Origin of the sequence: Bradyrhizobium sp. Pha-3 (assembly GCF_042258325.1) — a bacterium.
Classification (GTDB): domain Bacteria; phylum Pseudomonadota; class Alphaproteobacteria; order Rhizobiales; family Xanthobacteraceae; genus Bradyrhizobium; species Bradyrhizobium elkanii.
In genome coordinates this window covers 4,053,827-4,074,798 of record NZ_CP170151.1, presented here as the reverse complement: position 1 = coordinate 4,074,798, position 20,972 = coordinate 4,053,827, and the positions used below count along the sequence as shown (strand labels likewise).

The following is a 20,972-nucleotide window of genomic DNA, read 5'->3' as shown; positions in this document are numbered from 1 at the left end:
GCGCGTCCCTTCGTCGCAACATAGGAGGACGCGCCTGTTACAGTTTTATGTCAGCGACCGCCCTACTCCGCGGCCAGGCCGGTCGGCGCCGCCGCCTCCGCGGCCTCCTTGTTGTGGTCGTGCACGACGCGGCCGAACGGCAGCGTCAGGTCGGCGAGGAAGTGATGCGCGCCGACGACACGCTTGACCGGGAAATCGGCGACCGGCGCGTTGACATGCGGCACCAAATGCAGCCGGCCCGGTCCGATCCAGGAGCCCTTGACGACGATGTCGGTCAGGTTGATCGCGACCAGCTGGCAGACCTCGAGATGGCCGTCGACGCCGGGGATCATCTTCAGATTAACTTGCGTCTTCGACAGCGTAGCGCGGGTGACGTCGCCATTGCCCGCCATGCTCTCGTGCTTGTAGCCCATCGTGCCCATCGCAACGAGCTGGCCGGCATATTCCAGCGTGCCGGTCAGCGTGTCCTTGACGATCTCGAGCTTGGGATGGGCGTATTTCTTCGGAAAGCCCCAGATCTCGCGGCCGGCCGCGATCGGCGGATCATCGTCGAGATACATCTGACAAACGAAGTTGACCTCTTCGCCATGCAGGCGCGCGGGGATCACGAGGCCGGACTCGGTGTAGCTGCCGAAGCCGGAGGTGTCGGGCATCTTGATCCATTCGTAATGCACGATCGCCTGCTCGATCGGCTCCAGCGGCTCGGGCAGGCCGGCGCGGATCAACTCCGGATCGGTCTCATAGGTGATGACGAGGAATTCGCGATCGATGAAGCGATATGGACCGGCGGGATAGCTCGGGCCGGCGGCCGGCATCGACGGAAGCTTGAGCAGATCTTCCCTGCGCATCGCAATAACCCCCTGTTTGAAAAATTTGCCCGGAAGCTAACGGCCGAGATTGACAGCGATGTGAGGGATTTCCGTCAGGTGCATGACCTGCGGTTGCGCTTGCGTGTCCCGCGTCGCGCTGCTGAGGCCAATGCTAACCATGCAGGCAGGCATGCCGGATGCGCCGAGCGTGGGCGCCGCAATTGTCATCACCGCGTCATCGGCGCGCTGAATTCTCGCCGCGAATTTTTGGAGTGTCTGATATGGACGCGCGAACCCCGCATTTCGACGATATCGATCACGCGACGCCGGGCTGGCGTCCGGAAGGCTGCGATCGCGTGGCCCTGGTCCTGCAGGGCGGCGGCGCACTCGGCGCCTATCAGGCCGGCGTCTATCAGGCGCTGCATGAATCCAACATCGAGCCCGACTGGATCTGCGGCGTCTCGATCGGCGCAATCAACTCGGCGATCATCGCCGGCAATCCGCCCGAAAAGCGGCTGGAGCGACTGCACACATTCTGGGATCGCATCACCAGCCGCAAGATCTGGCACTACACGCCGGACGGCGACGTATTCCGCAAGGCGCGCAATCTCACCAGCTCATGGCTGACGACGACGCTCGGGCAGCCCGGCTTCTTCACCCCGCATCAGAGCAATCCGTGGTTCAGCCTGGCCGGCGCGCGCACTGCCACCAGCTACTACGACACCACGCCGCTGCGCGAGTCCCTGCTCGAGCTGGTCGATTTCGACCGCATCAATTCCAAGACAATGCGCTTCGCGGTCGGCGCGGTGAACGTGCTGTCCGGCAACTTCATCTATTTCGACAATGCCCATGACGAGATCATTCCCGAGCACATCATGGCGAGCGGCGCGCTGCCGCCGGCGCTGCCGATGGTGAAGGTCGGCACCGATCATTTCTGGGACGGCGGCATCGTCTCCAACACGCCGCTGCAGCATCTGCTCGACCAGGAAGACAACATGAACTCGCTGGTGTTCCAGGTCGACCTGTTCTCGGCGCGCGGCGCGCTGCCGCGCGACATCCAGGACGTGATGGCCCGGCACAAGGACATCATGTATTCGTCGCGTACCCGCTACAACACCGATGTCTATCGCAAGACCTACAATCTGCGCACCGCCCTGCACAACGCGCTGGGAAAAATCCCCGACGATCAGCTCTCGGACGAGGAGCGCCAACTCAAGAAGGCAAACGCCCGGCTGCCGGGCATCACGCTGTTGCAGCTGATCTATCAGCAGAAGGCCTATGAGGGCGACGCCAAGGACCACGAATTCTCCGGCACCTCGATGCGCGAGCATTGGGTGAGCGGGCACGAGGACACCAAGCGCTCGCTGAAGCGGCGCGAATGGATCAAGATGCCCGAGAACGGCATGGGCATCGTGATCCACGACGTGCATCGGGAAGCCGAGTAGGACAAGGCCGTCATTGCCGGGCTTGACCCGGCAATCCATCCCGCTTCGAATGACTCATTCGATGGATGCGCGGGTCAAGCCCGCGCATGACGCGTTGAGGTCGAGGAGCCTTATGGCCGCGTCGACATGTTGCTCGGCGGCCCGGCCTTGCGGATCGGTTCGGCGAGGCGCGCGAACTCGCAGAGCAGCGAGCGCGTCTTGCGCGGGTCGATCACCTCCTCGACCCAGAACTTCTCCGCCGAGCGGAACGGCGAGCGCAGCTTGTTGAGACGATCCTCGATCTCGCGCAGCTTGGCGGCGGGATCGGCGGCCGCATCGATCTCGGCGCGATAGGCCGCCTCGATGCCGCCCTCGAGCGGCAGCGAGCCCCAATAGGCCGACGGCCACGCATAACGCATCGAGAAGCGGTTGGCCGGCTGATGCACCACGCCGGCGACGCCGAAGGCGTTGCGGATGATGATGGTGCACCACGGCACCGTGCTCTGGTTGACCGCCGCCATCGCCCGCACGCCATGGCGGATGGTCGCCGTCTTCTCCGCCTCGAGCCCGATCATGAAGCCGGGGCAGTCCATCAGATAGACCACCGGCAGATGGAAGGTCTCGGCGAAGTCGACCCAGCGCACCACCTTCTGGCAGGCGTCCGCGGTCCACGAGCCGCCATAGTGGAAGGGATCGCTGGCGAGCAGCAGCACCGCCCTGCCCTCGATCCGCGCCAATCCGGTGATGATCGGGCGGCCGAAGTTGGTGCCGACCTCGAAGAACGCGCCCTTGTCGACGACGGCATCGATGATCGGCCGCATCTTGTAGACCTGCCGGCGGTTGCGCGGCACGGCGGTGAGCAGCGACTCCTCGGCACGTTCCGGATCGTCGGTGCAGGGGACGGTAGGCGGCAGGTCGTAGACCGACGACGGCAGATAGGACAGGAAGCGCCGCGCGTAATCGAACGCCTCCTCTTCGGTCTCGACGGCCTGATCGATCGCGCCGGCGCGGGTCTGGATGTCGGCGCCGCCGAGCTCCTGCTTGGTCAGATCCTGCCCCAGGCGCTTCACCACGGGCGGGCCGGCGACGAACATCGCGGAGCTCTTGGTCATGATCGAGTAATGCGTGGCGGCAAGCCGCGCGGCACCAAGGCCCGCGACCGAGCCGAGCCCGAGACCGACCACCGGCACGCGCGCCAAATTGGCGGTCGTGTACCAGTACCAGCGCGTGCCGCCGACGCCGCCGGGCAGATTGGCCGCGCCCCTGGTCTCGATCGTCTTCACCGAGCCGCCGCCGCCCGAGCCCTCGATCACGCGAACGATCGGCAGGCGGAAGTCGTGCGCCATCTCCTCCGCCATCAACGGCTTGGCGGAAATCGATGCATCCGCCGAGCCGCCGCGCACGGTGAAGTCGTCGCCGACCACGACCACGGTGCGGCCGTCGACTCTGGCGCGGCCGAACACGCAGTTCGCCGGCGTCAGATGCTTGAGTTCGTTGCTCTCGTCGTATTCGGCGATGCCGGAGATGGCACCGACCTCGTGGAAGCTGCTCTGGTCGACGAGCTTGTCGATACGCTCACGAACCGTGAGCCGGCCCTGGTCGCGTTGCCGCTTGACCTTGTCAACGCCTCCCATCTCCCGCGCGAACGCTTCGCGGCGGGCGAGGTCGTCGAGTTCCGGCTTCCAGTTCATTCACTGCTCCCGTCTTGAGGATTTTGTTGTTGTTATGGGCGGTCACCGGAAGCGACTTGCGCTCGATCCGATTGCTGAAGATGTCGCCGTCGGCGCCTTCGAGCAGGCTGCCGAGCGCGGCGGCGAGTTCGACCATTTGCGGCGCGACCTCGCGGTGCAGCCGCGCTTCGTCATACATCGCCGAGAGCAGGCCGATCGTGGTGACCACATAGGTCTGATACTGCGGCGACCACAGCGGCACCGCGACGCCGTTGATGTGCGGGCTCCACAGGCCGCAGGCGACGACGTAGCCGTGCTCCTGCAAATGCCGGCGGTTGGCCTCGATGCGCGGCGTCAGCATCTTGGCGCTTTCGGGCAGCTCGCCTTCCATCTCCGCGATCAGCGCGTCGCCGATCGCGGGATCGAGCGCAGCCGTATAGGCGTGGCCGGCCGCGGTGGTCGCCATCGAGATGCGGCTGCCGGTGGCCTCATGCAGGCCGAGCGCATTCGCCGCGCGGGCGAACTCCAGATAGACCAGATGAAAGCGGTCGGGAATGACGAAGCCCACCGTGCCGGGCAACTGATCGGCAACATCCTGCAGGCGCAGCCGGATCAGATTGCGCAGCTGCAGCCCCTTCATCATCGTGGTGCTCATCGCGACCGCGCTCGGGCCGATGCGATATTTCTGGTCGCGCGGCAGATAGACCAGCTGTCCCATCCGCGTCAGCGTGTGCGTCAGCCGCGACACCGTCGAACGCGGCAGGCCGCAGCGGTTCGAGATCTCGAGATTGCCGAGCCGGGCCTCGTGCCCCTCGAAGCATCGCAACACGTCAAAGGCGCGCGACACCACCTGGATGACATCGCCATCGCCTGTCTCGCTGGCGAGCATTCCCTGCCTGCTAAGCCGTTCCGAGCGCCTTCCCATCTGTTTGGCTCCATTCCGTCCTGCGGAATAAAATTCCACTTGCAGAAGAAGCTACCTCAGGCAATCTGCCGCCACAACAAAAAGCCGTTCGCCGGATGAAATTTCCGCAAGACGGTATCGGAGAGTGGAATGCCAGAGATCAAGGTTGTGACCGAAGTTGCCGGGCGTGTTTGCGCGCTTCCTGTCGAGACCGGCAGCAGCATCGGCAATGGCGACGAGATTGCGTTCGTCGAAGCGATGAAGATGGAAATACCGGTCACGTCGACGGCAGCAGGCAAAATCAAGTCGATTCTGGTCAAGATCGACGATGTCATTGCCGAAGGCCAGGCGGTCGCGATCGTCGAGACCTGAGATCCGTCCTTGCCGTCCGGCCGCGACAATCTGTCCGGTGATGCAGCGGCCGAAATCGCCGGCTTGCGCCGGAGGTAGCGTTGCCATCGCCGGATCACGATGCAATCATCCCGCCCGGAAAAGTTTCGCACAACGAAACAAAGGGAGGAATTATGATCCATCGGCTGATGGCGCTCGCGCCTGCCGCTTTTGCCGGCATTTCGATCTTCGCTGCCCTGCCCGCCTCGGCCGAGGACATCAAGCTGCCGCCGACCATGGCGGTGACCGCCTACGACACCGGCACCGCCGGCTTCAACATCGCGGTCGGCGTCGGCAAGATGATGAAGGACAAATACGGCACCGACGTCCGCGTGCTGCCGGCCGGCAACGACGTCGCGCGGCTCGCGCCGCTGCGCGCCAAGCGCGCGGTCTCCTCGGCGATGGGATCGGGTACCTATTTCGCGCAGGAAGGCGTGTTCGAGTTCGGCGCCAAGGAGTGGGGCCCGCAGCCGCTGCAGCTCATGCTGTCGTCGGTCGACTGCAATTGCGGCGCGCTCGGCGTGGCAGCCGATGCCGGCGTCAAGGAAATGAAGGACCTTCGCGGCAAGCGCGTTGGCTTCGTGGTCGGCTCGCCGGCGCTGAACCAGAATTCGCTCGCGATGCTCGCGTTCGGCGGCCTCACCCAGAAGGACGTCAAGATCGTCGAGTTCGCGAGCTACGGCGCGATGTGGAAAGGCCTGATCAACAACGACACCGATGCCGCCTTCGGCACCACGATCACCGGCCCCGCCAAGGAAGCCGAGACCTCGCCACGCGGCCTGATGTGGCCGCCGCTGCCCGCCGACGACAAGGAAGGCTGGGCACGGGTGAAGAAGGTCGGCTCGTTCTTCTTCCCGCAAACCGCGACATGCGGCGCCGGCATCTCGCCGGACAAGCCGATCCAGCTCGGCAATTACCCCTATCCGATCTTCGTCGCCTATGCCGCGCAGCCGGCCGATCAGATCTATGCGATCACCAAGGCGATGATCGTCAACTACGACGCCTACAAGGATTCGGCGCCCGGCGCCGCCGGGCTCGGCGCCGACCGGCAGACCAAGAACTGGGTCGTCCCCGTGCATCCCGGCGCGGTGAAGGCGCTCAAGGAAGCCGGCCACTGGAGCGACGATCAGGAGGCGCACAACAACGCGCTTTACAAGCGCCAGGAGGTGCTGGCCGCCGCCTGGACGGATTACGGCAAGTCGAACCCGCCGTCGGACGACAAGGCCTTCCTCGATGGTTGGATGAAGACACGCGCGGCCGCACTTGCGAAAGCCAATATGCCCAACGGCTTTGAGTGAGACCCGCCAACGCGCGATGAGATCGGGTTAGTCGTCATCGCGCTTCAGCTCGTTTGAGCATGTGTTCCCGGAAAACTGCTTCGCACTTTTCCGGATCATGCTCTAGGCTACGGGCAAAAACGGACAACATTTGGGGGATGCGTAATGCCCGAGAACGCCGCGGCTGCGCCTGCGAAAAGAATCGAGTTTGAAGATCCGCATGCCGGTCTCGACAATCTGCAGGAGGCCGAGGTCACGCGCGTGCGCACCCTGCGCGGCGTGTGGCGCTGGGCGCTGGTGGTCGCAACCGCAGCAACCATCCTGCTCTGCATCAACCAGCAATTCTCGCTGCGCTTCTTCATCGACTATACCCAACTCAACACCGAGTATTTCTATCTCTTGATCGCGCTGATGCTGCCCTTCACGTTCCTGATCTTCCCCGGATCGGAGCGCGCGCCGCTGAACCGCATTCCCTGGTATGATCTCGCGCTTGCCGTCGCGACCTTCGCCGCCTCGATCTGGCTGATGCTGAACGTGCGCAAGGCGGCGCAATATGGCTGGGAGTCCGACGGCGCCCCGCGGAACGTCATCATTGCCGGCCTCGTGATGTGGGTGATGCTGATGGAGGCACTGCGCCGGACCGGCGGCTGGAGCCTCTTGCTCAGCGTGCTGCCCTTCACTGTCTATCCGCTGTTCGCCGAGGCCAGCTGGCTCGGGCCGTTCCGCGGCTCGCAGCTGACGCTCGACCAGACCACGGCCTATCACGTGCTGTCGGGCGAGAGCCTGCTCGGCATTCCGATCCAGGCCTTCGCCGACACCGTGATCGGCTTTTTGGTGTTCGGCACCGCGCTGATGATGACCGGCGCCGGAAAATTCTTCATCAACCTCGCCTTCGCGCTGTGCGGCACGTTCCGCGGCGGCGCCGCCAAGGTCTGCATCTTCGCCTCCGGCCTGCTCGGCATGATGTCGGGCTCGATCGTCTCCAACGTGCTGACCGCCGGCACCATGACGATCCCGGTCATGAAGAAGAGCGGCTTCCGTGCCTCCTATGCCGGCGCGATCGAGGCCTGCGCCTCCACCGGCGCCGTGCTGGCGCCGCCGGTGATGGGCGCCACCGCGTTCGTGATCGCGCAGTTCCTCAATATCAGCTACGCGGAGGTCGCGGTGGCCGCAATCATCCCTGCGGCACTCTACTATGTCGGCCTGTTCATGCAGGTGGATTCCTACGCCGCGCGCCACGGGCTGAAGGGCATTCCGCGCGCCGAGCTGCCGCGGGTGATGGATACGATCAAGAACGGCTGGTACTACGTCTTCGTGATCGCGCTATTGATCGTGATGCTGCTGTATTTCAAGCGCGAAAGCCACGCGCCGTTCTACGCCACCGCGCTGCTGCTGGTGCTGAACCAGATCTTCTCCAAGGAGAGTCGCTGGACGCTCGGGACGATCGGAAAATTCCTCGAGGTCAATGGCCGCACCTTCGTCGAACTGGTCGGCATCCTCGCCGGTTGCGGTCTCCTGATCGGGGCGTTCTCGATGACCGGCGTGGTCTCGAGCCTTGCCAACGATCTGTTGACGCTTGCGGGCGACAACGCGTTCCTGCTGCTCGTGATGTGCGCCTTCACCAGCCTGATCCTCGGCCTCGGGCTGACCACCACCGCCTGCTACATCTTCCTCGCCATCCTGGTCGCGCCCGCGCTGGAGAAGCTCGGGCTGAACCGGATGGCGGTGCACATGTTCATCTTCTATTGGGGCATGCTGTCGTCGATCACGCCGCCGGTCGCGATCGCCTCCTTCGCCGCGGCCGGCATTGCCGGCTCGCCCGCGATGAAGACCGGGTGGGAATCGATGTGGGTCGGCAGCATCATCTATTTCATCCCGTTCTTCTTCGTGCTGAACCCCGCGTTGGTGATGCAGGGGCCGAGCCCCTATCTCGCCGGCCTTGGCCTGATGGCGCTCGCGGCGTGCGGCACCCTGTTCATCTGCGGCGGCATCCAGGGCTATCAGGCCTTCGTCGGCGATCTCCGCGGCGCCGGTGCCCTGGAATGGCCGCTCCGGGTGCTGCTGGTGATCGGCGGCTTCGTGCTCGCGACGCCTGGCGGCGGCATCAACCCGCTGTCGCAGCTGCAGGTGTCGCTGCTGGGGCTCGCGATCCTCGCCCCCACGGTGCTGATCGCCTTGCTGCTGGTCCGCCGTCAGGCGCTGGTTCCGAACCAGTTGCGCGCGCCCTGATTGCGATGCACAACAGGAGGCGATGAAACGATCGCCTCCTCCCGTCACCGCCACCACCACGGCCCGGTCCAGCTCGAAGCCGCCGCTGCTGCGGTTTCTGCACACGTGTTACGCAGACTTCCTGCCGGAGGCCGCTGGCGCGGTTGCCGACTACATCCCCGAGCTCGGCAAGGCCGACCCTGCCCATTTTGGCATCAGCCTGGCGACGCTCGACGGCCACGTCTACGAGGTCGGCGACACCAGGGTGCCGTTCACCATCCAGTCGATGTCGAAGCCATTCGTGTTCGCGCTGGCGCTGGACACGCTGGGTGCCGAACGGGTGGAAAGCGTAATCGGCGTCGAGCCGTCCGGCGACCCCTTCAATTCGATCCGGCTCAATGCCGACAACCATCCCTTCAATGCGATGGTCAATGCCGGCGCGATCGCCTGCTCCGGCCTGCTCCACGCGGACAAGGGCGACGGCGCGTTCGACTATATCCGCCATGCGCTCGGCCGCTTCGCCGGCCGTGAGCTCGATGTCGACGAGGCGGTCTACGCCTCCGAGAGCGCCACCGGCGACCGCAACCGGGCGATCGGTTATCTCTTGCGCACCAACAGCGTGATCACCGAGAACGTGCCTGCGGTGCTCGACGTCTATTTCCGGCAATGCTCCATCCTGGTCACCGCGCGCGACACCGCCGTGATGGCGGCGACGCTCGCCAATCGCGGCATCAACCCGCTAACAGAGGAGCAGGTGGTGACGCCCTACGCCATCGCGCGCACGCTGTCGGTGATGACCTCGTCGGGCATGTACGACTACGCCGGCGAATGGATCTACCGCGTTGGCATCCCCGCCAAGAGCGGCGTCGGCGGCGGCATTCTGGCGGCACTGCCGGCGCGGCTCGGGCTCGGCAGCTATTCGCCAAAACTCGACAAGCACGGCAACAGCGTGCGCGGCATCAAGGTGTGCGAGACGCTGTCGGCGCATTACGACCTGCACATGCTGAACCGCAGCGACGACGCGCGCCACAGCATCATCGCCGACTACAATATCGGCATGAACCCGTCGCGGCGCGTGCGCCGGCCGCAGGAGCAGGAGATCCTGGCAAGCCACTTCCAGGAGGTGCGTGTGATCGAACTGGTCGGCACCCTGTCACTCTCCAATGTCGACTATGTCTCGCGCCGCCTCGCCGGCAGCCCGCGGCCCGAGTTCGTGATCTTCGATTTGCGCCGTGTCACCGCGACGACCCGCGCGGGCGCGAGGCTGGTGGCCGAGGCCTTCCAGGAACTGGCCGAGCTCGGCGTCACCGTGATCCTCTCCGGCATCAAGCGAACCTCGCGCGAATGGGCCACGATCAGCGAGTGGACCAGGCGGCTCGGCAATATCAGGGATTTTTACCTGCTCGACACCGCGATCGAGTGGGCCGAGGACCAGATCGTCTACCGCTATGGCGGCTCGATCGACTTCCTCGAGACGACAGAACTCTCCGAGCAGCCGCTGCTCGCCGGATTGAGCGAACAGGAGATCGCCGACCTCACCCCGCTCTGCACGGTCAGGACCTACCAGCCCAATGAGAAGATCATCGCCGCGGGCAGTGAGGCGACCTCACTGTACTTCCTGCGCAGCGGCGTGGTCCACGTCACCCTGCCCGACGGCATCCGGCTCGCGACGCTGACCGCCGGCATGGCGTTCGGCGAGATGGCGCTGTTGGAGCCTAAGCGGATCGCGGACGTGGTCGCCGACATGTCGGCGACCACCTACGAAGTGACGATCGAGGATTTCGAGCGCTTCCGCGAGCAACATCCGCGCGCCGGCGAGCGGATCATGCGCAACCTCGCGCAAATCCTCGCCGAACGGCTGATCCTGGCGAATGCCAAGGTCGATCTGCTGACGTCGGGGTAGGTCTCTCTGTTCTCCCTCTCCCCGCCCTTCGCGGCGAGAGGGTCGGGGTGAGGGGCAGCATCCGCAAAACAACTTCGAGTTAGACTCGCGGAGATTCCCCCTCACCCGGACCGCATTCCGCATCGCTGCATGCGCTCCGGCCTCTCCCCGCAGGCGGGGCGAGGCGAAGGACTCCGCGACGCGATCCGTTCAGCTCACCACTTCCGTCACCGGCTGCATGTCGATCTCGAAGGTTTCGAGAAATTTCGACGTCATGATGTAGAATCCGACCGAGAGCTGCAGCTCGATCAGCGCGGCCGGCGTCAGCTTCGCCGCGATCGTCTTGAAGGTCGCGTCGGTCGGCTTCTTCAGCTTGACGATCTCGTCGGTGAAGGCGAGCGCCGCGCGCTGCACCTCGTTGAAGCAGGTCGCCGACTGCCAGTCCTCGAGCGCGGCGTTCTGCTCGTCGGTGACGCCGACATTCTTGCCGATGCGCTTGTGCGCGACGATCTCGTAGGGCGCCTCGCAGAGAATGCCGGTGCGCGTGATCGCAAGCTCGCGGACGACGGGATCGAGCTCGCCCTTGTGGCGGATCGCGCCGCCGAGCCGGCAGTACTGTTCAAAGTAGCTTGGCGAATGCGCCATCATGCGAAAGATGTTGGCGTTGCGGTTCTTGTCGAGGATCTCGCGGGTACGCGGGCTTGCCTTCGCGGGATCGGAGTAGTCGATACGGGCCATTTCCTAACCTTGATCTTGCTGTCGTTTCTGTCGGGTTCCGAAACACTAGAGCCTTTTCCGTTCCGATGAAATCGGAACGGGGCTCTAGATCCTTGTTTTGACGCGTTTTCTTCACGCAAACCGGTATCCACTTCGCTCGAAAACGCTCTGTACGGGCTGCTGTCGCAGGAGCAACACGCGCGAGTCAAATTGCCGCCGCATTCCCAGACAACCTTGTCACAGTCGATATTCGCTGAGTGGGGACTCGTCAAAAGCGAATGCTCGACGCGGGGTGTTCCGAGTAAAAAATCTGGCCGTCTTGCGCGCAATTCGCGCAACGATGAGTCACGCCCAAGTCTAGGGGAAACGCATGAAGGAAGCCACCAAGAGGGCGGCCTCGGAAGCGCTTGCGCAAATGCTGGCGGTGACGGCGATGCTCGTCATCGCCAGCTTCATCTTTTATTGGCACTGAGGCATGATCCGGAAAATTGTGTAGCGGTTTTCCGAAAGATCATACCCAAACAGGTTATCCGCAAACTATGAGGGGCAAGAGCGAACCAGTTCAGCTTGGTCTTGCGTTCTGACTGGATCGTTCAGCCCTTCATTTCGCCTTTGCGAAATAAGGAACCAGCCGTCCCGCGAATTGCGTGAAGCGCGCCGCGACCTTGTCGCCGATGGCGAGGTCGTTGTCGCCATGGGCCATCATGCGAAAGCCCTCGTCCGTATCGACAAGCACGATGTTGTACGGCACATGCGCCCGCCTCTCCGGCGTCGCGGCGCGGCAGACCAGCGAGGTCGCATACACCGTCCCCGCCCCGCTCGCGCGATGCTCGGCAAGATCGGGCGAACCGCAGGCGGCGCAAAAGCTGCGCCGGAAATATTGCCGCGCGCCGCAGCCGTTGCAGCTCTGATAGACGATGGCTTCAGTGCCCTTGGTCCAGTCCACGATCGGTCCGATCATCGCACACGCTCCAGGAACATGCTGACATGCGACGACAGCACGCCGCCGTCGCCGTGCAGCAGCGCCACCGAGGCGTCGCGCACCTGACGGTTCTCGGCACGGCCGGTCATCTGCAGATGGGTTTCGACCAGATGCGCCATCGCGCCGCCGACGCCGCAATGGCCATAGCTGAGCAGGCCGCCATGGGTGTTGAGCGGCATCTCGCCATCCTGATTGAAATAGCCGGCGCGCACCCGCGCCGCCGCCTCGCCGCGTCCGGCAAGGCCGAGATCCTCCAGCAGCATCGCGAGCGTGATCGTGAAGCTGTCATAGACCGCGGCGTAGCGCACGTCCGAGATCGCGATGCCCGACACATCTTTCGCCTTCGCGATCGATATCCCGGCACCGAGCTCGCTGAGCGCGGGCGCGGCGGTGATATGCTGATGGGTATGCGCCTGCGCACAGCCGCGGACGCGGACCCGCCGCTCGCCGGTCGGCTCGCGGCTGATCACGCACGCCGCGCCGCCGTCCGACACCGGGCAGCAATCGAGCAGCTTGAGCGGCATCGCCACCGGCTTGGAGGCCATCACGTCGGCAACCGTGATCGGGTCGTGGAATTGCGCGCCGGGATGCGTCAGCGCGTGCTTGCGCATCAGCACCGCGAACTCGGCAAGGTCTTCCTGCGTGAGGCCGTACTCATGCATGTAGCGGGTCGCGACCAGGCCGTAATAGGCGGGGATCGTCGGCCCCAACGTCACCTCGTAATCGGGATGCCCGACCTGCGCCAGCGCCTGGATCGAGGCGTCGCGGCTCTGCCCGGTCAGCCGGTTCTCGCCGCCGACCACCAGCACGTGTTTTGCAACGCCGGCATCGACCAGGTGATGCGCCAGCATGGTCATAGCAAGCCCGGTAGCGCCGCCGACCTGGACGGCGTGCGCGTAAGACGGGCGAATGCCGAAGTGCTCGGCGAATACCGTGGCCAGCATGATGTGCGGCGAGACCGTGGAGTAGCCGCACAGGATGCCGTCGATGTCGGAGCGCTTCAGCCCGGCATCCGAGATCGCAAGCTCGGCCGCCCTGCTCATCAGGTCGAGCGAGGACAGGCCCTCATGCTTGCCGTAGGACGTGAGGCCGACGCCGGTGACGAAGCTCATCTGTTCACCTCCCCTTGCAAAGGGGAAGTCGGCTTGCGCAAGCAAGCCGGGTGGGATCTGTCTCCACACCACCCGCTCTCGCCTGTGGCTGACCCCCACCCTGCCCTCCCCCTTTCAGGGGGAGGGAAAACAACTCGACGTGTGTCTGCGCGCGCGCCAACATCAATACGACTTCGGAAGGCCGAGCACCTTCTCGCCGATGAAGCTGAGGATCAACTGCGGGCTGATCGGCGCGATGCGGGGGATCAGCGATTCCCGCAAATAGCGCTCGACGTGGTACTCCTTGGCGTAGCCGAAGCCGCCATGGGTCATCACCGCCTGCTCGCAGGCATGGAAGCCGGCTTCCGCCGCGAGATATTTTGCGGAGTTCGCCGCGGGGCCGCAGGGCAGGTTCTGGTCATACTGCCAGCCGGCGCGCAGCACCATCAGCCAAGCAGCCTCCAGCTCCATCCAGCACTTCGCCAGCGGATGCTGGATCGCCTGGTTCATGCCGATCGGCCGGTTGAACACGATGCGGCCCTTGGCATATTCCGACGCCCGCTTCAGCGCGATCTGGCCGAGGCCGACCGCTTCGGCCGCGATCAGGATGCGTTCGGGATTCATGCCGTGCAGAATGTATTCGAAGCCGCGGCCCTCTTCGCCGATGCGGTCTTCGACCGGGATCTCGAAATTCTCGAAGAACAGCTCGTTGGAATCGACCGGCTTGCGGCCCATCTTTTCGATCTCGTGCACGGTGACGCGCTTGCGGTCGAAATCGGTGTAGAACAGGCTGAGGCCATGGGTCGGGCTGCGCACCTCCTCCAGCGGCGTGGTGCGCGCAAGCAGCAGGATCTTGTTGGCGACCTGCGCGGTCGAGATCCACACCTTCTGGCCGTTGACGATGTATTTGTCGCCCTGGCGCACCGCGCGGGTCTTGAGCTGCGTGGTGTTGAGGCCGGTATTGGGCTCGGTCACCGCGAAGCAGGACTTGTCGCGGCCGTCGATGATCGGCGGCAGCATGCGCTGGCACTGTTCCTTGGTGCCGAACACCACCACCGGATTGAGCCCGAACACGTTCATATGCACCGCGGACGCGCCGGACATGCCGGCGCCGGATTCGGAGATCGTGCGCATCATGATCGCGGCATCGGTGATGCCGAGCCCGGAGCCGCCATACTCCTCGGGAATGCAGATGCCGAGCCAGCCGGCATCGGCCAGCGCGCGGTGGAAGTCGGCCGGATAGCCGCCCTCCTTGTCCTTCTTCAGCCAGTAGGCCTCGTCAAAGCGCGAGCAGATCTTGGCGACGGCATCGCGGATCGATTCCTGGTTGGCGGAGAGTGCGAAATCCATCTGTCGTGCTCCTGTGCCTGCACCGCTTTGGCCGCGCCGTCGCGCACCATCGCCGCAATCTCCTCGGTGGAGAAACCGGCCTCCTGCAAAATCTCTGCGCTGTGCTCGCCGAGCCGCGGCGCCAGCCGGCTCGGCTCAACCCTGGTCTCCGACCAGCGCGCCGACGGCGTCATGCTGCGGATCCGGCCCTCGGTCGGGTGATCGACCACGGGGAAGACGCCGGTCGCGACCATATGCGGGTCCTCGAGCAGGCTTTCGAGATCGTGCATCGGCATCACGGGCACGTCGGCCTTTTCGAGGATCTCGTTCCACTCGGCCGTGGTCTTGGTCTGGAGAATACGCGCGAGCTCGGCGTAGACGACATCGATATTGGTGGCACGGCCGGCGAAGGTCGCGAATTTCGGATCGCTGCGCAGATCGTCGCGGCCGGTCGCCTTGAAGAAATTCTCCCACTGCTTGTCGTTGTAGACGATCACGCAGATGTAGCCGTCGAGCGTCTTGTACGGTCGCCGGTCCGGCGACAGATGCCGCGCATAGCCGCCCTTGTCGAGCGGCGGATCGTAGGTCAACCCGCCCATGTGATCGCCCATGACGAAGCCGGCCATGGTCTCGAACATCGGAATGTCGACGCGCTGGCCGTGCCCGGTACGGTCGCGATGCACGAGGCTCGCGCAGATCGCGCCGACCGCGGTGAGGCCGACGATGCGATCGACCAGCGCGTTCGGCACATAGCGCGGCACGCCGTCCGAGGTTTGCGCCATCAGCGCCGGCAGCGCGGTCGCGCCCTGGATCAGGTCGTCATAGGCGGGCTTGGCGGCATAAGGTCCCTCCTGGCCGAAGCCGAACACGCCGGCATAGATCAGCCGCGGGTTGACCTTGGAAACGACGTCATAGCCGAGTTGCAGCCGCGCCATCGCCTGCGGGCGCACATTGTAGACCAGCACGTCGGCCTTCGCGATCAGCCGCAGCACCGCTTCGCGCCCCGCCGGCTTCTTCAGATCGAGGCAAACCGAGCGCTTGCTGCGGTTGGTGTTGAGGAACACCGGTCCCATGCCGGGATGGCGCGTCGGACCGATCTGCCGCGTCACGTCGCCATCGGGCGATTCCACCTTGATGACGTCGGCGCCGTAATCGCCAAGCATCTGCGTGGCGTAGGGTCCCATCAGCACGGTCGTCATGTCGACGACCTTGATACCCTGCAGTGGTCCCATCGTCCTGTTCGCTCCCGGATGTCGTGGTTATGGAGCTAGTAACGGGAGCTTTTCAAAGAGATCAAGCTGCGCCGGGCGTATGGGCGTATGCATGGCCGCGGCCGGGCCGCTTCCGTGCGGCGGAACGCGGGATGGGCAAAACGAAGCGTATTCACCGCCGCCCTTATGCCGGCGACTGCCCCGTCATCACCTCGCGCGCCTTCAGGAGCCTTTCCAGTTCCGCATTCTGCTGCTCAAGCCGCTCGGCGATGCGCTCCTCGACTTCGGCGCCGGCTGCGCCCGCGGCCTGCTCGATCAGCTGCCTGATATTGTCCCGGAGGATCGCGATGCGATCGTTCACTTCCGACAGCGACAGAGACGTCTCGATTCCCATGGTCCGTACTCCCGGTGACAAGCACAGGCAGCTTAGCGCGGCGGGAGGTCCCGGCCTATCCCTTAACCGCTTTAGTGACCCCAATCCCTACTGTGCATGGGGTTGTTTTCGATATTTTTCGATTCAACCCAGCCGCGCCCGCGATTTAGCCCATGCCTTTGGCCAGCATCTCCCGCAGCGCGGTCTTCAGCACCTTGCCATAATTGTTCTTCGGCAGTGCATCGAGATAGACATAGCGCTTCGGCCGCTTGAAGCGGGCGATCGAGGCGAGGCAATGCGCATCGAGCTTGCCGTCGTCGGCGGTAGCGCCGTCCGCCAGCACGACGCAGGCGACGACGATCTCGCCCCACTCCGGATCCGGCACGCCGATGGCCGAGACCTCGCGGACATCTGGATGGGTCAGCAGGGCTTCCTCGACCTCGCGCGGATAGATGTTGGTGCCGCCGGAGATGATCACGTCCTTGGAGCGGTCCGACAGCGTGAGGAAGCCGTCGGCGTCGAGCCGGCCGACATCGCCGGTGCGCAGCCAGCCGTCCTTCAGCGTCTCGGCATTGGCCTTCGGATTGTTCCAGTAGCCGAGCATCACCGTCGCGCCCTTGACCTCGATCTCGCCGGTCTCCCCGGCTGGCAGCGGGTTGCCGTCCTTGTCGGTGATGCGCACGGTGACGACGCTCTGCGCCAGCCCGACCGAAGCCAGCCGTTCGAGATAGCGCGGATGATCGCTCCGGGCGTGCCAGCCGCGCGACAGCGCCGTGATGGTCATCGGCGACTCGCCCTGGCCGTAGATCTGCACGAAGCGCTGGCCCATCGTCGCCATCGCATCGGTGATGTCGGCCGTGTACATCGGACCGCCGCCATAGATGATGGTGCGCAGCCCCTCACCGTTCTCGCCGCGCCTTTTGGCGGCATCGACCAGGCGGCGCACCATCGTGGGGGCCGCGAACATCACGACATTGTCGAGCTGGCGGCTGAGGTTGAGCACCTCATCCGGATCGAAGCCGCCGGACTCCGGCACGACATGGCGGCCGCCCATCCGGACATGCGGGAAATTGTAGAGGCCGGCGCCATGCGAGATCGGCGCGGCATAGAGCGAGGCATCGTGCGGCGTCGCCGGATCGACGTCGGCGAGATAGCACAGCGACATCGCGACCAGATTGCCGTGGCTGAGCATCACGCCCTTCGGGCGGCCGGTGGTGCCCGATGTGTAGAACAGCCAGGCGAGATCGTTGCTTTCGCGCGGCAGCGGTGCGGGTGGCCCCTCGCCGCCTCGCATCGTCTTGTAGGCGTCGCTGTCGACCGACAGCGTGGTCATGCCGGCGGGGCAGTCGTCTTTCGCCTCGTTCAACGCACCGATCGTGTAATCGGAGACGAAGGCGAGTTTGGCACCGCCATTGCCGCAGATCCACGCCGCCTCGCGGCCGTGCAGCTTGGCGTTGATCGGGATCGCGGCGGCGCCGATCCACCAGATGCCGTAGAGGCATTCGAGATATTGCGTGCAGTTCGACGCAAACAGCGCGATGCGGTCGCCGGCGGCAATGCTGTGATCGCGCGCCAGCGCCGCCCCGATGGAGGCGGCGCGGCGGGCAAAGGTGGCGTAGTCGGCGTCGAGATCGAAGCCGGTCAGCAGCGCCTGCGCGTCGGGACGCGCCCGTGCCGTCGCAGCCAGCCATTCGGCAATGTTCAAGCTACTTCGCCGGCTCGAGGATCGAGACGTAGTTGGCGACCGCGGCGCCGCCCATGTTGAAGATGCCGCCGATCTGCGGGTTCTTGAGCTGCATGCCCTCGGGCGCTTGCCCCGTGAGCTGCATCGCGCTCATCACATGCATGGAGACGCCGGTGGCGCCGATCGGGTGGCCCTTGGCCTTGAGGCCGCCGGACGGATTGACCGGCAGCTTGCCGTCCTTCTGGGTCCAGCCTTCCATGATCGCGCGCGCGCCCTGTCCCTTCGGCGTCAGGCCCATCGCTTCATATTCGATCAGCTCGGCGACGGTGAAGCAGTCATGGGTCTCCACAAAGGACAGGTCGGAGAGCTGCAGGCCGGCCTTCTGCAGCGCGCGCTGCCAGGCGGTGGTGCAGCCTTCGAACTGCAGGATGTCGCGCTTGGACATCGGCAGGAAATCCTGCGCATGCGCGGTGGCGCGGATGTTCACCGCCTTGCCCATGGTCTTGGCCGTCTCGGCATCGGTCAGCACCAGCGCGGCGGCGCCGTCCGAGACCAGCGAGCAGTCGGTGCGCTTCAAGGGTCCGGCGACGAACGGGTTCTTGTCGCTCTCGGCGCGGCAGAACTCGAAGCCGAAATCCTTGCGCATCTGCGCATAGGGATTGGCGACGCCGTTCTTGTGGTTCTTGGCGGCGATCATCGCCAGCGCATCGGACTGGTCGCCGTATTTCTGGAAATAGGCCTGCGCGATCTTGCCGAACACGCCGGCGAAGCCGCCGACCGTGTCGCCATCCTCGGGCAGATACGAGGCCTTGAGCAGGTTCTTGCCGATCTCCGGGCCCGGCGTCTTCGTCATCTGCTCGACGCCGACCACCAGCACGATCTTCGCGGCGCCCGCTTCGATGGCGCGGATGCCCTGATGCACGGCGGCAGAGCCCGTTGCGCAGGCATTCTCGACGCGGGTGGTCGGCTTGAAGCGCAGCGCCGGATTGGCCTGCAGCACCAGCGAGGCCGTAAAATCCTGCGGCGAGAAGCCGGCGTTGAAATGGCCGAGCATGATCTCGTCGATATCGGACGCGGCGATGCCGGCGTCAGCCAGCGCCTCGTTGGCGACCTTGACCACGAGACCCTCGACGGTCTCTGCGTCGAACTTTCCGAATGGCGTGTGCGCCCAACCCACGATGCTGGCGGTCATGGCTGTATCTCCCTGTTCCTGTTCGGAGAGTTATGTAGCGTATCTCGAGAGCGTTTTCGAGCGAAGTGGACACCGGTTCGCGTGAAGAAAACGCGTCAAAACCAGAATCTAGAACCCCGTTTCTATCGGAACGGAGTTCTAGCCGGCTTTCAGCGTTTTCATCGCCGTCGCGCACATGGCGGTTATGCCGGCCCAATTGCCGGCGCGGATATCGGCCGCCGGGCACAGCCAGGAACCGCCGACCGCCAGCACATTGGGCTCGGCGAGCCAGGTCGCCGCATTGGCCTCGCTGACCCCGCCGGTCGGGCACACCCTGACCTGCGGAAATGGGCCGGCCAGAGCCCGCAGTGCCTTGATACCGCCCGCCTGCTCGGCCGGGAAGAATTTGACGACGTCGAAGCCGTGGGCCAGCGCCTGCATCAGCTCGGAGGCGGTCGCGATCCCCGGCGCGAAGGGCAGCCGGCTAGCGGCTGCTGCCGTCAACAGCTCGAGTGTCGCACCCGGGCTGATGCCGAATTTGGCGCCCAGCGCCTCGGCGCGCGCCAGGTCGTCACCATTGAGGATCGTGCCGATCCCGACGATCGCCTCCGGCACACTGGCGATGATGGCCCTGGCCGCGTCGACCGCGACCGCCGTCCGCAGCGTCACCTCGAGCGTCCGCACGCCGCCGGCGACCAGCGCCTTCGCGAGCGGCACCGCGTCCTCGAGCCGCTCGATGGTCAGCACCGGGATCACGGTGGCCTGACGGATCAGCGCGGCGATCTGGTCCTGCTTCGATGTCGTCGTCATTGCGAGGCCTTGCGGGATGATGGGAGACGAAGCGCCTTCTTCGGCGGCATGGCGTAGCGCGGAATGATCGCGCCGGGATAGCACACCACGACACCAGCCAGCCGATGGCCGGCGCGCGCGGCCTCCTCCGGCTCGGCGCCGCCGAGCCGCGCGGCAAGATAGGCAGCGGCAAAGCTATCGCCGGCCGCGGTGGTATCGACCACCGGCTTGGTGAGTTGCTCCGCCTTCACCTCGCGTGTCCCGCCGGCCGAGCGCACGATGCAGGCCGGCTCGGCGAGCTTCAGCACCACTTCGGGGCTCGAGATGCCCGCCAGCAGCGCCGTGTTGCTCTCGCCGGGATAAAGCGGCGCCAGATCCTCGGTCGAGGCAAGCACGATATCGGCCGTCTCAAACGCGCTGCTGAAGACCTTCCGCGCGACGTTCAGGTCCGGCCAGCCGCGGGCGCGGAAATTGGTGTCGAACGCAAACCGCGTCCCCAGCAGCCGCGCCCGCTTCAGCGCCGCCAGCAATCGCTCCCGCCCATCCTCGCGCAGGATCGAGAGCGTGATCGCCGAGAGATAGACGACGTCATAGGTCGCGAGTGAATTCAGGATGTCTTCCGTTTCGGGCAGATCCATCAGGTCGCGGGCGGCGGCGCTGTCACGCCAGTGGAAGAAGCGCCGCTCGCCCTTGTCGTCGGTCTGGATCAGATAGAGGCCGGGCAGCTTGCCCGCCGATCGCGCGACATGCTTGGTGCCGATGCCTTCGCTCGCCCAGCCCGCGATCATCTCATCGCTCAGCGCATCATCGCCGAGCGCGGTGAAGTAATCGACGTGGACGCCGAGCCGGGACAGATAGACCGCGGTGTTGAGCGTGTCGCCGCCAAAGGAGCGCGAATACAGCCCGCCGAGCTGGCCGCCAGGGGCCTGGCGCAGCTCGATCATGCATTCGCCGATGCTGGCAACTCTGGTCATCTCAAGCGCCGCGCTAAGGCGCGATGAAGCCTGGTTGCATCATCATCGCGCCTTAGCCCCTCTGAGCAAGATCTTCTCGGAAAACCG

At 65.0% G+C, this 20,972-nt stretch carries 18 protein-coding genes; 5 read left to right on the top strand and 13 right to left on the bottom strand.

The features are described 5' to 3' along the window. Positions 1-62: 62 nt before the first annotated feature. Entirely contained in the window at positions 63-848 is a 786-nt protein-coding gene (locus ACE10X_RS18810) for an acetoacetate decarboxylase (protein WP_038384120.1), read from the bottom strand. Between the two features lie 242 nt (positions 849-1,090). Here ACE10X_RS18810 and ACE10X_RS18805 point away from each other — a divergent pair, with 242 nt between their 5' ends. After that, positions 1,091-2,254, top strand: coding sequence for a patatin-like phospholipase family protein (locus ACE10X_RS18805; RefSeq protein WP_038384119.1), 1,164 nt, complete (start codon positions 1,091-1,093; stop codon positions 2,252-2,254). A 110-nt stretch (positions 2,255-2,364) separates the two neighbouring features. Here the strand turns inward: ACE10X_RS18805 and ACE10X_RS18800 are convergent, their stop codons facing one another. Next, on the bottom strand, positions 2,365-3,924 hold the full coding sequence (locus ACE10X_RS18800; protein WP_038384118.1) for an acyl-CoA carboxylase subunit beta: 1,560 nt from the start codon (positions 3,922-3,924) through the stop codon (positions 2,365-2,367). After that, complete coding sequence (locus ACE10X_RS18795; RefSeq protein ID WP_304555786.1) at positions 3,854-4,828, bottom strand: IclR family transcriptional regulator; 975 nt, start codon at positions 4,826-4,828, stop codon at positions 3,854-3,856. The genes ACE10X_RS18800 and ACE10X_RS18795 overlap by 71 nt, the downstream gene beginning before the upstream one ends. A gap of 129 nt (positions 4,829-4,957) precedes the next feature. Here ACE10X_RS18795 and ACE10X_RS18790 point away from each other — a divergent pair, with 129 nt between their 5' ends. The 4 genes from ACE10X_RS18790 (at position 4,958) to glsA (ending at position 10,585) form a co-directional block, all read left to right on the top strand. Then, a complete protein-coding gene (locus ACE10X_RS18790) occupies positions 4,958-5,179 on the top strand; it encodes an acetyl-CoA carboxylase biotin carboxyl carrier protein subunit (protein WP_016847177.1) in 222 nt (73 codons plus the stop codon). Between the two features lie 152 nt (positions 5,180-5,331). Beyond that, on the top strand, positions 5,332-6,495 hold the full coding sequence (locus ACE10X_RS18785; protein WP_304555788.1) for a TAXI family TRAP transporter solute-binding subunit: 1,164 nt from the start codon (positions 5,332-5,334) through the stop codon (positions 6,493-6,495). Between the two features lie 144 nt (positions 6,496-6,639). Then, positions 6,640-8,703 carry a TRAP transporter permease gene (locus ACE10X_RS18780; protein ID WP_038384113.1) on the top strand — a complete coding sequence of 688 codons (2,064 nt, stop codon included), beginning with the start codon at positions 6,640-6,642 and terminating at the stop codon, positions 8,701-8,703. A gap of 22 nt (positions 8,704-8,725) precedes the next feature. Next, positions 8,726-10,585, top strand: a complete 1,860-nt coding sequence (glsA, locus tag ACE10X_RS18775; protein ID WP_038384112.1) for a glutaminase A — start codon at positions 8,726-8,728, stop codon at positions 10,583-10,585. A gap of 189 nt (positions 10,586-10,774) precedes the next feature. Here glsA and ACE10X_RS18770 read toward each other — a convergent pair whose 3' ends face one another. From ACE10X_RS18770 to ACE10X_RS18725, 10 genes are all read right to left on the bottom strand, one after another. Beyond that, complete coding sequence (locus tag ACE10X_RS18770) at positions 10,775-11,302, bottom strand: carboxymuconolactone decarboxylase family protein (protein WP_038384111.1); 528 nt, start codon at positions 11,300-11,302, stop codon at positions 10,775-10,777. A 580-nt stretch (positions 11,303-11,882) separates the two neighbouring features. Continuing rightward, positions 11,883-12,242, bottom strand: coding sequence for a Zn-ribbon domain-containing OB-fold protein (locus ACE10X_RS18765; RefSeq protein ID WP_038384110.1), 360 nt, complete (start codon positions 12,240-12,242; stop codon positions 11,883-11,885). Then, the gene (locus ACE10X_RS18760) at positions 12,239-13,375 is read right to left on the bottom strand and encodes a thiolase family protein (RefSeq protein WP_038384109.1); all 1,137 of its coding nucleotides are present in this window, start codon (positions 13,373-13,375) and stop codon (positions 12,239-12,241) included. Before ACE10X_RS18760 ends, ACE10X_RS18765 begins: the two co-directional genes overlap by 4 nt. 162 nt (positions 13,376-13,537) lie before the next feature. Further along, a complete protein-coding gene (locus ACE10X_RS18755; protein WP_028344637.1) occupies positions 13,538-14,704 on the bottom strand; it encodes an acyl-CoA dehydrogenase family protein in 1,167 nt (388 codons plus the stop codon). Beyond that, positions 14,617-15,915, bottom strand: coding sequence for a CaiB/BaiF CoA transferase family protein (locus tag ACE10X_RS18750; protein ID WP_375764454.1), 1,299 nt, complete (start codon positions 15,913-15,915; stop codon positions 14,617-14,619). Before ACE10X_RS18750 ends, ACE10X_RS18755 begins: the two co-directional genes overlap by 88 nt. 163 nt (positions 15,916-16,078) lie before the next feature. After that, entirely contained in the window at positions 16,079-16,288 is a 210-nt protein-coding gene (locus ACE10X_RS18745) for a hypothetical protein (RefSeq protein WP_016847187.1), read from the bottom strand. Between the two features lie 145 nt (positions 16,289-16,433). After that, positions 16,434-17,972, bottom strand: a complete 1,539-nt coding sequence (locus ACE10X_RS18740; RefSeq protein ID WP_038384107.1) for a class I adenylate-forming enzyme family protein — start codon at positions 17,970-17,972, stop codon at positions 16,434-16,436. 1 nt (position 17,973) lies between these two features. Continuing rightward, positions 17,974-19,143, bottom strand: coding sequence for an acetyl-CoA acetyltransferase (locus tag ACE10X_RS18735; protein WP_038384106.1), 1,170 nt, complete (start codon positions 19,141-19,143; stop codon positions 17,974-17,976). A 138-nt stretch (positions 19,144-19,281) separates the two neighbouring features. Continuing rightward, positions 19,282-19,932, bottom strand: coding sequence for a bifunctional 4-hydroxy-2-oxoglutarate aldolase/2-dehydro-3-deoxy-phosphogluconate aldolase (eda, locus tag ACE10X_RS18730; protein ID WP_304555790.1), 651 nt, complete (start codon positions 19,930-19,932; stop codon positions 19,282-19,284). Beyond that, positions 19,929-20,885, bottom strand: coding sequence for a sugar kinase (locus tag ACE10X_RS18725; RefSeq protein WP_038384102.1), 957 nt, complete (start codon positions 20,883-20,885; stop codon positions 19,929-19,931). Before ACE10X_RS18725 ends, eda begins: the two co-directional genes overlap by 4 nt. Between the last annotated feature and the right edge of the window lie 87 nt (positions 20,886-20,972).

Excerpts from the sequence above, each read along its gene's own strand:
- ACE10X_RS18810 (WP_038384120.1), bottom strand. The coding sequence starts at position 848 with ATGCGCAGGGAAGATCTGCTCAAGCTTCCGTCGATGCCGGCCGCCGGC.
- ACE10X_RS18805 (WP_038384119.1), top strand. The coding sequence starts at position 1,091 with ATGGACGCGCGAACCCCGCATTTCGACGATATCGATCACGCGACGCCG.
- ACE10X_RS18800 (WP_038384118.1), bottom strand. The coding sequence starts at position 3,924 with ATGAACTGGAAGCCGGAACTCGACGACCTCGCCCGCCGCGAAGCGTTC.
- ACE10X_RS18795 (WP_304555786.1), bottom strand. The coding sequence starts at position 4,828 with ATGGGAAGGCGCTCGGAACGGCTTAGCAGGCAGGGAATGCTCGCCAGC.
- ACE10X_RS18790 (WP_016847177.1), top strand. The coding sequence starts at position 4,958 with ATGCCAGAGATCAAGGTTGTGACCGAAGTTGCCGGGCGTGTTTGCGCG.
- ACE10X_RS18785 (WP_304555788.1), top strand. The coding sequence starts at position 5,332 with ATGATCCATCGGCTGATGGCGCTCGCGCCTGCCGCTTTTGCCGGCATT.
- ACE10X_RS18780 (WP_038384113.1), top strand. The coding sequence starts at position 6,640 with ATGCCCGAGAACGCCGCGGCTGCGCCTGCGAAAAGAATCGAGTTTGAA.
- glsA (WP_038384112.1), top strand. The coding sequence starts at position 8,726 with ATGAAACGATCGCCTCCTCCCGTCACCGCCACCACCACGGCCCGGTCC.
- ACE10X_RS18770 (WP_038384111.1), bottom strand. The coding sequence starts at position 11,302 with ATGGCCCGTATCGACTACTCCGATCCCGCGAAGGCAAGCCCGCGTACC.
- ACE10X_RS18765 (WP_038384110.1), bottom strand. The coding sequence starts at position 12,242 with ATGATCGGACCGATCGTGGACTGGACCAAGGGCACTGAAGCCATCGTC.
- ACE10X_RS18760 (WP_038384109.1), bottom strand. The coding sequence starts at position 13,375 with ATGAGCTTCGTCACCGGCGTCGGCCTCACGTCCTACGGCAAGCATGAG.
- ACE10X_RS18755 (WP_028344637.1), bottom strand. The coding sequence starts at position 14,704 with ATGGATTTCGCACTCTCCGCCAACCAGGAATCGATCCGCGATGCCGTC.
- ACE10X_RS18750 (WP_375764454.1), bottom strand. The coding sequence starts at position 15,915 with ATGGGACCACTGCAGGGTATCAAGGTCGTCGACATGACGACCGTGCTG.
- ACE10X_RS18745 (WP_016847187.1), bottom strand. The coding sequence starts at position 16,288 with ATGGGAATCGAGACGTCTCTGTCGCTGTCGGAAGTGAACGATCGCATC.
- ACE10X_RS18735 (WP_038384106.1), bottom strand. The coding sequence starts at position 19,143 with ATGACCGCCAGCATCGTGGGTTGGGCGCACACGCCATTCGGAAAGTTC.
- eda (WP_304555790.1), bottom strand. The coding sequence starts at position 19,932 with ATGACGACGACATCGAAGCAGGACCAGATCGCCGCGCTGATCCGTCAG.
- ACE10X_RS18725 (WP_038384102.1), bottom strand. The coding sequence starts at position 20,885 with ATGACCAGAGTTGCCAGCATCGGCGAATGCATGATCGAGCTGCGCCAG.